General features: G+C 59.2%; 11 protein-coding genes and 1 pseudogene. 2 read left to right on the top strand and 10 right to left on the bottom strand.

Translation table 11 applies throughout. From position 1 onward, the window contains the following. The 4 genes and pseudogenes from ACILRN_RS12330 to ACILRN_RS12315 form a co-directional block, all read right to left on the bottom strand. The coding region (locus ACILRN_RS12330) for a helix-turn-helix domain-containing protein (RefSeq protein ID WP_395688709.1) at positions 1 to 364 on the bottom strand (364 nt) is incomplete at its 3' end. Positions 365 to 510: 146 nt separating this feature from the next. Further along, a complete protein-coding gene (locus ACILRN_RS12325; RefSeq protein ID WP_395688707.1) occupies positions 511 to 1227 on the bottom strand; it encodes a hypothetical protein in 717 nt (238 codons plus the stop codon). A gap of 169 nt (positions 1228 to 1396) precedes the next feature. Further along, a pseudogene (locus tag ACILRN_RS12320) lies at positions 1397 to 2077 on the bottom strand (PEP/pyruvate-binding domain-containing protein). Further along, positions 2074 to 4689, bottom strand: coding sequence for a cation-translocating P-type ATPase (locus ACILRN_RS12315; RefSeq protein WP_395688705.1), 2616 nt, complete (start codon positions 4687 to 4689; stop codon positions 2074 to 2076). Before ACILRN_RS12315 ends, ACILRN_RS12320 begins: the two are co-directional and overlap by 4 nt. Before the next feature lie 239 nt (positions 4690 to 4928). Here ACILRN_RS12315 and ACILRN_RS12310 point away from each other — a divergent pair, with 239 nt between their 5' ends. Then, entirely contained in the window at positions 4929 to 5483 is a 555-nt protein-coding gene (locus ACILRN_RS12310; protein ID WP_395688703.1) for a Spy/CpxP family protein refolding chaperone, read from the top strand. Positions 5484 to 5912: 429 nt separating this feature from the next. On the opposite strand, the gene ACILRN_RS12305 is transcribed toward ACILRN_RS12310, so the two are convergent. The 5 genes from ACILRN_RS12305 to ACILRN_RS12285 all read right to left on the bottom strand — a co-directional run bounded on the left by ACILRN_RS12305 (position 5913) and on the right by ACILRN_RS12285 (position 9984). Beyond that, positions 5913 to 7670 carry a SulP family inorganic anion transporter gene (locus ACILRN_RS12305; RefSeq protein WP_395688701.1) on the bottom strand — a complete coding sequence of 586 codons (1758 nt, stop codon included), beginning with the start codon at positions 7668 to 7670 and terminating at the stop codon, positions 5913 to 5915. 4 nt (positions 7671 to 7674) lie between these two features. Then, the gene (locus tag ACILRN_RS12300; RefSeq protein WP_395688699.1) at positions 7675 to 8106 is read right to left on the bottom strand and encodes a TIGR01244 family sulfur transferase; all 432 of its coding nucleotides are present in this window, start codon (positions 8104 to 8106) and stop codon (positions 7675 to 7677) included. A gap of 88 nt (positions 8107 to 8194) precedes the next feature. Next, positions 8195 to 9097: an MBL fold metallo-hydrolase gene (locus tag ACILRN_RS12295; RefSeq protein ID WP_395688698.1), complete on the bottom strand. Its 903-nt coding sequence runs from the start codon at positions 9095 to 9097 to the stop codon at positions 8195 to 8197. A gap of 22 nt (positions 9098 to 9119) precedes the next feature. Beyond that, positions 9120 to 9554, bottom strand: coding sequence for a DUF6691 family protein (locus ACILRN_RS12290; protein ID WP_395688695.1), 435 nt, complete (start codon positions 9552 to 9554; stop codon positions 9120 to 9122). 4 nt (positions 9555 to 9558) lie between these two features. Continuing rightward, entirely contained in the window at positions 9559 to 9984 is a 426-nt protein-coding gene (locus ACILRN_RS12285) for a YeeE/YedE family protein (protein ID WP_395688694.1), read from the bottom strand. Positions 9985 to 10078: 94 nt separating this feature from the next. Between ACILRN_RS12285 and ACILRN_RS12280 the strand changes: the two genes are divergently transcribed. Continuing rightward, the gene (locus ACILRN_RS12280) at positions 10079 to 10402 is read left to right on the top strand and encodes an ArsR/SmtB family transcription factor (RefSeq protein ID WP_395688692.1); all 324 of its coding nucleotides are present in this window, start codon (positions 10079 to 10081) and stop codon (positions 10400 to 10402) included. A 702-nt stretch (positions 10403 to 11104) separates the two neighbouring features. Here the strand turns inward: ACILRN_RS12280 and ACILRN_RS12275 are convergent. Then, on the bottom strand, positions 11105 to 11288 hold a 184-nt coding region (locus ACILRN_RS12275), incomplete at its 5' end, for a hypothetical protein (protein ID WP_395688690.1).

Raw genomic sequence — 11288 nt, 5'->3', positions numbered from 1 at the left:
TACCCCGCGGCAGTCGGTTCAGGCCATTGCGCTTGAGGATACGGGATACGCCGGCAGCGGAGATCTTGATGTCATGGTAGCGGGCAAGATACCAGACGATGCGGATTGGCCCCAGGTGGTAGGTCTTGCGCAGGTGAAGAACCTTTTCGACGATCTCTGGCGGTGTGCGGTTCCTGGGGTTCTTCGGGATCGGCTTCCTGCGGATTAGACCAGCCTCGCCATGCTTCTCGAACGCCGACTTCCATCGGTAAAAACTGGCTCGGCCAATGCTGAAGTACCGGCAGGTCCGACCAACATGCCCGATCTCCTCGGCATGCTTCAGGATCCTCAACCTGCGCTGAATCTCGCGATCTTTCTGGGTCATCGCAGACATCCTCCCAGCCCAACAGGGCCATGAAACGGGATGTCTCGCAAGATCGTGCATATCTACATTTCCCGGGGGTCCTCGAACCCCGGCGGATGCCAGAGAGGGCGCTCGCCGCCGTCATCCAGGAGCCTGAGTGTGGAGCTTCAGACGCGCTCCGCCACCAGGACGTGGGTGTAGCAGGACATCACAGCCCCCAGCTCGTTGGGCTGGAGCCTGCACTGGAAGCCAAGTTCCTCAAGCCTTTCGCAGGCAGCGTCGCGATAGTCATGCGCCCGGGACGGTGGCGCATAGTACTCAACTGGAACGAGGCGGATTTCATGTCGGGAAATACGGGCGATCTCCTCAACTGCGCGGAGGTGGAAGCTCAGGTCAAACTCCGTTCCATCGTAGCAACCACCATGGTCGACGTGCGCGTATGCAAACAGGAAGTTTCCGCTCAAAACGCGGTCGAAGCAGCGGTCGGCGAAAGGTAGCTGTGGCAGTTCCCCATAGACATATGCTCCTTCGCCCCGATGAACTGCATAGTCAGCGACGAAGTTTTCGAGTGAGGCATACTTCTTTGCCTTATAGTCTTCGCTCATCGGAAAATTCGGGTTCTTCTCCCAGTCCTCGATACTACGCGCAATGCTTGCCCGACCATGTGCCAGGATTTCTTCCGGTGAGAGCTTGTACATCGGATCGCACGCAACGATGTCAAGATGCAGCGCAGTGCCTTCGGCACGGAAGCTGCTTGGCCCGCTGGCGACATCAAGTGTCTGGCCACTCCGAAGGTCGGCCTCGGTGAGCATGAACATCGCAAGGTACTCCTCAAGCGGACGGCCGAAGAAGGCGATGTAGGGAATACTGAAATCTTCGCTCATTTATTTGACCTGCCAACTGCCACTCTCTTCGGATGCGGGCGATGCACCATCACTAGCGGACTGCATCAAAAGCATCAAAGTTCATGACTAAGGGTACTTTTCTTCGAGGCAACAACCGTAGAACTACTTAGGCCTGTCAATTCAACACCGTAGCTAAATGCAATCTTGTTCATTTGAGCTTCATATATCGTCTCGGCGAGAACATCACGCCCGACCCGGCAGGATCCGACCGCACCATCTGCTGCACACCGATCGACAGCGCGACGGACATGTGGTTGAAGCCCTTCGCCTGGCGGTAGCTGATGGCGCGATCGGTGAACAGCGAGGCGAAGCAGCGGCGGCAGGACTCAAGCTAGACTGCCTCGCCCACGATGTTGAGGAATGTTTCCTGCTGACCGGCGAAGCTTGCATCGGGCAGGTCTTCGGAGGTGGCGCTCGAGCGCACGGCGACACTGGCATCGCTCTTTCTAGCGCGGGCCGAGAGCTCGCGATAGGCCTTGACGATGGCTTGTGCCGCGTCTTCCGGCCAATCGCCGCCAAGGATCAAGGACCTGATGGCCTGTCCGGTCTGGGCCACGCTCGCCCTGCCCTTCGCCAGATTATCGAGGAAGCTGCTCATGCAAATGCGGAGGTCATTGGCTTCGATGAACTGCCAGTACGCCGCCGAGGTCGTGGCGAAGCCGGGAGGAACCTGTACGCCCATGGCGCCAAGCGTGCTCACCATCTCGCCAAGCGAAGAGTTCTTGCCTCCAACCTTGCCGACATCTTCCCGGCGAAGGTCCTTGAACCCCAGGATGGATGCCAGATCCTCTTTCCTCTGCTGCTCTGCTTGGTTCGGGTTGCTTGTCATGGATGTCTACCGTTGGACAATGCGGCGGGGGCAGTTGCTCGTGGATGAATAGCGCGCTGCCAGATCGGTTTCAGGCCCTCAAGCACCAGCAGCATGGCGAGACCAGCCAGAATGGGGATCACGAGGAGCATCGGGGTGAGTGCCCCAAAACCGAAAAGGTCTCGGGCCGGCTGCCAGAGCAGAATGGTTGCCACGAGCAAGGCCACGATAGGCACGACCACCGCAAGCGCCCTGTTCGGGAGCCGAATTGCCGTGATGATGGAGGATGACAGCGAACGGTCCACGAGGATCAGCGACACCATGCAGAGAACCAGCGAAGCGAAGGTCAGCGCGCGAACCTGGTCTGTCGCCAGGCCGTAGTGAGGCGAGACGACAAGGATCGTGCCGGTTACACCCAGAACAAGCAGCCCCTGTGCGAGGCTCCACAGGATCGTCGGCAGGGAGAACAGCGGCTCGGCTGGCGCGCGCGGCGGGCGTCTCATGATGCCGTCTTCTTCGGTTTCGGCCTCGAACACCAGCGAGCAGACCGGGTCGATCACCATCTCCAGAAAGGCGATGTGCATGGGACTGAACAGGACCGGCATGCCGAAGAGAAGCGGCATCAGTGCCAGACCGGCGATGGGCACATGCACCGCCAGTATGAAGCTCATCGCCTTTCGCAAATTGTCGTAGATGCGCCGCCCCAACCGGATGGTGCTGACGATCGACCCGAAATCATCGTCCAGCAACACGATGCTGGCCGCCTCGCGCGCCACATCCGTGCCGCGTCCACCCATGGCCACGCCGATGTCCGCGGCCTTCAGCGAAGGGGCATCATTCACCCCGTCGCCAGTCATGGCAACGACGGCGCCGGTGGCTTTCAACGCGTTGATGATCCGGAGCTTCTGCTCCGGCATGATGCGGGCGAAGATGGTGACATCGCGAACCGCCGTGGCCAGATCGGCGTCTGGCATCGCCTGAAGTTCGGTGCCGCTGATCACCCGGTTGCCCTGCAGGCCCGCCTGTGCCGCAATTGTCTGCGCCGTGGCCGGATAGTCGCCGGTGATCATGATAACCCGGATCCCCGCGCTGCGGCACAACGCCACCGCCTCCGGCACCGAGGCGCGCAGCGGATCGGCAAGTCCCACAAGTCCTAGGAAGCGAAAGCTGAAGGCGTGCTGACTGTCCGGCAGGTCGTCGCCGTCAAAGTTGGTCTCTGCAACCCCCAGCACGCGCAAGCCGGTCCCCGCCATCTGATCGACTGCAGCCATCAACGCGGCATGGGCAGAAGCACCAAGCCGGCACAGACGGGCTATTGCCTCTGGCGCTCCCTTCGCGGCGACACGCCATACTCCCTCGCCTGTGCCCCAGATCTGGGACATGGCCAGCAGTTCGGGTGAAACTGCATATGTCCGCTCCAGCTTCCAGCCCGTGCTCGCCGGCACCTCGCTTCCGCGCATGTCCGCTTCGGCCAAGGCATGAAACGCCTTCTCCATCGGATCGAAAGGTTCAGGGGCGGATGCCAACATCCCCGCGGCTGCGATGTCACGAAACTCGTCGGGAAGCGGCGCCTTGCTGATCTTGACTGCCGTCCCGTCGGCGAGGCGCAACTCGGCAATGGTCATGAGGTTCTCGGTCAATGTACCGGTCTTGTCGGTGCAAAGCACGCTTGCTGCACCAAGTGTTTCGATTGCGGAGGCACGCCGCGTCAGCACCCGCGTCCTTGAAATCCGCCACGCTCCCATCGCCATGAAGACGGCCAGGACCATGGGGAATTCCTCGGGCAGCATCGACATTCCCACGGCGATGCCGGCCAGCACGCCTTCAAGCCAGCCATCGCGCAGCAACCCATAGAGCACCACCACGGCAAGGCTGACGGCTGCTCCCAATGTTGCGAAGACGACGACCAGCCTCCGCATCTGGCGTTGCAGATGTGGCGTGTTGGTCTCCAGCATGGTCAGGGAAACGCCGATTTTTCCGATCTCGCTCGCCAGTCCGGTCGCCATCACTTCGGCTATGGCCGACCCGCGCACAATGAGGCTCCCTGCGAAGACCATGGGCAGATCCTCGCCGCCCGGGCGCGTGACGTCCGTGACCGCAAACCCCGATGTTGCGGTTTTCTTGCGCACCGGAACCGCTTCGCCGGTCAGCAGGGACTCATCCGACGACAGACCCTCCGCGGCAAGAAGGCGCGCATCGGCGGGCACCCTGTCACCTTCGGACAGGACGATCAGATCGCCCCGCACAACCTCCCGGCCCGCGATGCGCTGACGCTGTCCTTCCCGGATCACGAGGGCGCGCGGACTGGTCAGGTCACGCAACGTCTCCAGCACGCGTTCCGTCCGCGCTTCCTGCACGACGGTGATCCCGACCGACAGGCAGGCGAATACCAGCAGAACCAAGGCCTCTTCTAGGTCGCCGAGCAGGAGATAGACGGCACCTCCCACAATCAACAGCGCCAGCATCGGCTCCCGCAAGACCTCGAACACGATCCGAAACGGGGAGCGGCGCTCCGCCCGCGGCAGCTCATTGAAGCCCTCGGAGGCAAGCCGCGAGCATGCCTCGGCCTGGGTCAGGCCTTGGTGGAAAGGAGCAACCGGATCCGGCGTCCGGGCGGATACATTCAACGTCATTGACTTTCGCGACAGGTTAGCACCTTACCACAATTTCTATGGATGAGACCTGATCTGCATCAACCCAACAGGGCCCAAAAGATGTATTGTGGTCTATGGAAGTGCCATCTCACCAACTGGCTCAAATCGTTGATTGAGGGGTCCAGTGTTGCCGTTGAGACCCCTTCAGCAACTTGCTTCCGTACCGAGGCACGATGGTGCCATCTGACATTTGTAATTCTCAGACGAGGAGGTCAGAAATGAAGATAGCATATGCAAAACTGATGGCTGCGGCCGGTCTTCTGGTTGTGGCAATTTCGGTGCCAGCCATGGCTGACAGCGATGACGACGGCTGGTGGCCCCGCTGGGGTACGGGCCGGGGAATGATGGATGGCTGGGGTTGGGGCGGCCCGATGATGGGCTATGGCCCTGACGCCATGCTGGACCGCATTGACGGGCGTCTTGCCTATATGAAGACAGAACTGAAGATCACCGATGCACAGGGTGCTGCGTGGGACGAACTTGCAGAAGTGATCCGCAATACTGCAGAAACACACAATGCGATGATGCGGGAAATGATGAAGGATGTGCGCAGCGGCGACTTCCTCAAGAAACCCCTGCCCGAGCGCTTGACACTTCAGCAGACGCACATGGAGGCGCGTCTCGAGCAGATCAAGTCCGTGAAAGCGGCGGTGGACAAGCTATATGCGTTGCTCGACGACACCCAGAAGAAAACAGCAGACGACATCGTGTTGCCCAGCATGGGCATGGGTATGGGGCGAGGCATGGGCTCAGGCATGATGCTTGGTGACTAGATGAAGGAGGCATGGGCGCCCTCCCAGCGCCCATGCCTCCGATAGTCTATACTGGCCTGCGTTATGAAAAGCTAAACATCATGTCAGATGCGATCTGGTGGAGTGTTTCGCAGTGCAAGGTGTATGCCTTGGCTGGACTGTTGATATTGAACGTTTACGTTGCGTCCTGCAATATGCCGCGCATCGCGCACTTGAAGCGCTGACCGTTGATAGCCACAACGAGGAAACGGTGGACATGAAGACGTAAGGGATGAGAGATTATCGACATATCGTCCATCACCGTTTTGGTAATTGCAGCCTGGCGTATGGATCGGTTCACTTTTTCTTCCCCAACTATACCCCATCATCGTACCGACCAGACGCACCGCATAGCGGCGGATGGTTAGTCTCCCAAAAAAAGTCCATCTGCGTCGTACCGCCAAGCTCGCGCTATGGGGCCTTCAACTCCATTGGTACCCCGCTCTCTCGCGTCTCACCAATCAGGGCGCTGACTGCTTCAAATTGCGACAGGAACACGCGGCCCTTGAAATGTTCCATGAAGTCGGATCGCTTCAAAGCGTCCATCACTGGCCCCTTGACTTCGGACAGATGGAAACCGACCCCGGCCGAGGCAAGACGGTGCGCGATCGCCTCGAGGCTTTCCAGGGCGCTCGCGTCGATGGCATTCACCGCCGGGCACATGAGGATAACGTTTTTCAGGGCTGGCCGGTCGGCAATGCGTTCATAGATCGCATCTTCCAGTGCGCGGGCGTTTGCGAAGTAAAGGCTTTCATCGACTCGGATCGACAGGATTGTCGGGTCGGTAATCACGTCATGACGATCGATATTCCGAAAATGCTCGGTCCCCGGCACCTGACCGACGATGGCAATGTGGGGGCGTGACGTGCGCCACAAGAACAACAAAAGTGACAGCGAGACGCCTGCGGTGATCCCTGCTTCCACGCCGATCAGCAGCACGGTCAGGATCGTGGCGGCCATGGCGACAAAGTCAGCCTTGGAATAGGCCCACGTGCGTTTGATAGCCGCGATATCGATCAGCGACAGGACGGCCACAATGATGGTGGCGGCCAGGACAGCTTGCGGCAGGAACTGGAACAGTGGCGTCAGAAACAACGTCGCGGCGAGAATGCCTGCTGCCGTGAAGCCCCCGGCGAGAGGCGTTTCGGCGCCCGCGTCGAAATTCACGACAGACCGGGCGAAGCCACCCGTTACTGGATAGCCGCCGGACAGTGCCGAGGCGATGTTGGAGGCACCAAGCGCAGTCAGCTCCTGATTTGGTACGATCCGCTGTCGCCGCTTGGCCGCAAGCGTCTGCGCGACCGAGACAGATTCGACAAAGCCCACGAGACTGATCAGCACGGCAGGCAGCAGCAACTGCTGCCACAGACCCAGGTCAAGGGAGGGCAATGCGAAGGGCGGCAATCCGGCAGGGATTTCACCGACGATCTTGACGCCCTTGTCCATCAGGCCGAAGCCCACGACGGCGAGGATCGAAAGTACGATCGCAACGACCGGTCCGCCCTTGGCAATCAGATCAGCGGTCCGCGGCCGCAACCTGCACGCCAGCAGAAGCGGCTTGAGTTGCTTGCGTGTCCAGAAGAGGAAGGCGATCGTGGCTACCCCGATCGTGAGGGTATAAGGGTTGAGTCCACCGATGCCGTCGTAAATCGCGCTTAGGAGATGTGGCAGCGTATCCCCGTCCGCCTTGATTCCAAGGATGTGCTTCAACTGGCTGATGGCGATCAGGATTCCTGACGCAGTGATGAACCCGGAGATCACCGGATGGCTCAGGAAATTGGCCATGAACCCCAGCCGCAAGACCGACATCGCCACCAGAACGAGGCCCGACAGGAAGGCCAGGGTGATGGCTGCCGTCAAATACTCAGGGCTGCCCGGCGCCGCCACTTGCCCCACGGCCGCTGCCGTCATCAACGACACCACGGCGACCGGCCCGACCGCCAGCGCCCGGCTTGTGCCGAAAATCGCATAGGCGATGAGCGGCAGGATGGATGCATAGAGCCCCACCTGCGGCGGCAGGCCCGCCAGCATGGCATAGGCCAAGCTCTGCGGGACAAGCATGATCGTGACGATCAGAGCTGCGACGAGATCACTCTGCGCTTCGGTCCTCGAGTATGCTGGTGCCCAGCCAAGAATGGGCAGAAGTGACTTCAGGGATCTCAACTGCATGGACCTAAGTTTTTGTACCCGACATCGGCAATGCACGCATGACGCCCGCCATGTCATAGCCTGCAACCTGGGTTGCCGAGATAATCTCTGCCAAAGGCCGGCCCCGAGCAGCTTCGGACAGTGACCACAGCGTGGCCGAGCGTGTGCCGGTACGGCAATACGCCAGGATGGGCTTTGGCAACCTGTCCATCAGCAATCCGAAGGCCTGCGCGTCCGCTTCGTCCACCTTGCCTGATACAACCGGCAGATAGGCTGCTTGCATCCCGGCCGCCTGCGCCACTGCCTCAATCGCGGAAAAGGGGGGCTGATCCGCTCCCTCGTCATCGGGCCTGTTGCAGATGATGGCCTTGAAGCCCGCCGCCGCAAGTGCAGCTATCTCTTGCGGCTGGATCTGCTCCGAGACTGACAGGGTGGGCGTGATCGATTTGGGGTTCATGAAATACTCCTCTCAGAGTGGATCCTTGGTGTTTCAGCTCAAGGGCCCGGTTCCCAATGTGCTTTGCTGGAGAAACTGGCTCGAAGACCTAGAGCCCGTTGATCGGCACTTTCAGGAAGCGCTTTCCGCTTTCGTCCGGTGGTGGCAGGTCGCCCGCGCGCATGTTCACCTGCAGGGACGGAATGATGAGCTTAGGCATAGCCAGCGTTGCATCGCGCGCCTCGCGGACACGCACGAAGTCATCCTCGGTCACACCGTCATGGGCATGGATGTTGTGCGCGCGCTGCTCCGCCACCGTTGTTTCCCAGCGGATCTCGCGTCCGTTGGGGCCATAGTCGTGACACATGAACAGCCGCGTCTCGCCCGGCATGGACAGCACCCGCTTAATCGAGCGGTAAAGCGTGCGGGCATCACCACCCGGAAAATCGGCACGCGCCGAGCCACCGTCGGGCATGAAAAGGGTGTCTCCAACAAATGCCGCATCGCCCACGACATGGGTCATGCAGGCTGGCGTATGGCCCGGCGTATGCATGGCAAAGGCAGTCATTCCTCCAATCTTGTAGGTATCCCCATCCTTGAAAAGGCGGTCGAACTGGCTGCCGTCGCGCTGGAACTCAGTACCCTCGTTGAACACCTTGCCAAAAGTGTCCTGCACGATGGTGATGTTCTCACCGATGCCAATCTTGCCGCCAAGCTTGCCCTGGATGTAGGGGGCGGCCGACAGGTGGTCTGCATGGACATGCGTTTCGATGAGCCATTCGAGCGTCAGTCCATGGGATCCGATGAAGTCGATGACCTGATCGGCCGACGTATAGGTGATCCGCCCTGCCGCATAGTCGATGTCCATCACGCTGTCGATGACAGCACAGGCGGTGCTGCTCGGGTCACGCACCACATAGGTCACGGTGTTTGTGGGCGCGTCAAAGAAAGCTGTCACTTCAGGCTTGAGCGACAGGTCGAAGGAATGAGGGATCGAGGCAATGGTTGTCATGTCGATATCCTCCTTGAAGGTGTCAGGCAGTTTTGCGGCTGGGAAAGGCTTGCAGCCAGCGGGCCAGCAGGATGCCGCCGCCCATCGAAATCAGGAACAAGGCGGTAGGCCATGGAGCAAACCCAAGCGCGGGGATCGCACCACCGGGACAGAAGCCGGAAATGCCCCAGCCCACGCCGAACAGGGCAGAGCCACCAACGAGTTTTGCGTCGATCGTCTTGCTGGTGGGCAAATGGAACTTCGCGTCGAATATGGGAGCAGATTTTGCCCCAAAGACGATGCGATAGCCGATGGCAGTGGTTATCAGCGCCCCACCCATCACGAAGATCAGGCTTGGGTCCCAGGTCCCGAACACATCAAAGAAATTGAGAACCTTAGCAGGGTTGCCCATACCGGAGATCGCGATGCCAAGCCCGAAGACGAGACCTGCGCCAAGGGCGGAAAGGATGCGGTTCATGCGTTCAGCCTCCAAAGCCGTGGCGGATCAGGGTTACAGTGGCGAAGGTGGTGACCATGAATATAAGGGTCGCGACAATGGAACGCGGCGAGAGGCGGGCCATGCCACAAACACCATGCCCCGACGTGCAGCCAGATCCGTAGGTGACTCCGACGCCCACGATCACACCGCCAAGCACCAACAGAGCGCCGGTCGTGGGCGATGAAAAGCTGAACTCGGCGCCAAACATCATGGCAATCGCCGGGGCCACAATGGCCCCCACGAGAAATGCCAGCCGCCATGGGGCATCAGGACTCTTGGGTTCCAGCACGCCGCCCAGCATCGCGGTCATGCCAGCGATACGCCCATTGAGCGCCATCAGAATCACGGCTCCAAGGCCGATCAGAACCCCGCCAAACAGCGAGGCGTAGGGGGTAAATTCAGTGACCATTCTTCAGAATGCTCCAGTTATGTGACACAAGTGATGCCAACATCGGGTTTCAACTGCATTGCTTCGTACATTCGAAGGTGCTAAAGTGTCAATCATGAAAATCGACTTCTCAGAGAAAACTTTGAAAGCCCTTGAAGCAAAAGCTGACGAGGTTGCCGCTACGCTCACCGCCATGGCCAACCCCAAGCGACTGCTTGTCATGTGTACGCTTCTGGGCGGCGAGAAATCGGTCGGCGAACTGGCGGAGATTGTGAATCTGACGCCTACCGCCTTGTCGCAACATCTCGGCAAGATGCGTGCCCTCCGTCTTGTCTCAACCCGCCGCGACGGCCAGACGATCTACTATAGCCTGGCCAGTACAGAAGTTCGGGAAATGCTGGAAACGCTTTACAGGGTCTACTGCGCGCCCGATTGCTAATATCTCATGGGGTTTTAGAGGAATGCCGCGTCCACGCTGGGCCGCAGCCATTTCAATCAGCGGCAACTCGCCAAACGTTGGAGGATATCAGCGCGCACCCGAAAGCGCTGGCAGTTCATGAGAGAGGGACCCCAGTTTTTGAAACTCGGCAGCGGAGTTATCTACAGGCTGATAGACATCGAGGTCTATGAGAATTCGGTCCTTCAACCGACTTCTTCACATTCATTGCCAATCCGGAACAGCAGTTCGCTACTTGTCTTCAATAGGGGGAGGAAGTCACCTCGATAAGACTGAGCGCTAGATCGCAGAGGGACGCAATCCCGCACAGATGAGACAGTTGTAACTAATTGATTTAGGGAGGACCCGTGTCGGTCCGTGTTAGCGGGAGCGGGCTCCAAAGTATTCCTGCGAAAGATTGCGTATTGGTAGCTCGGATTGAATTCGAACAATTGGTATGGCAAAATTGATCGCGTAGGGAATTACTTCGAAAGCGCCACTTAATCCTGAGTGCCATATGAGCTTTTAGGAATACCTGCGCACAACCTCATAAAAACCAATCAAAAAATAAGGTGAAGCAAACGAGCGTCCAGCGAAAACCCCTGGATTTTCCCCGAGCCCGTGCGACCTCATAAAATCACTGCATTATGTAGGTTGCGCAACACATGGCGAACTAATCAAGAGCCCGGAACGCCGCGGCACCACTTAAAATTTGCACACTATATCATATAGATGCTGGTTATCAGCTTCATTCCCAATGGCCCGCCATTTGCGAACAAAACCACTAACTTTTCCGGCAGCGGTCTGCTGGCCTGCGACGACGGCTGCAAGATTGGCCTTGTCGCCGATGATCTGGATCCTGTCATCATCGACGCGGATCTCCGAGATC

The organism is Aestuariivirga sp. (assembly GCF_044238155.1).
In the GTDB taxonomy this organism is placed as follows: domain Bacteria; phylum Pseudomonadota; class Alphaproteobacteria; order Rhizobiales; family Aestuariivirgaceae; genus Aestuariivirga.
This window is presented reverse-complemented; position numbering and strand designations above follow the sequence as displayed.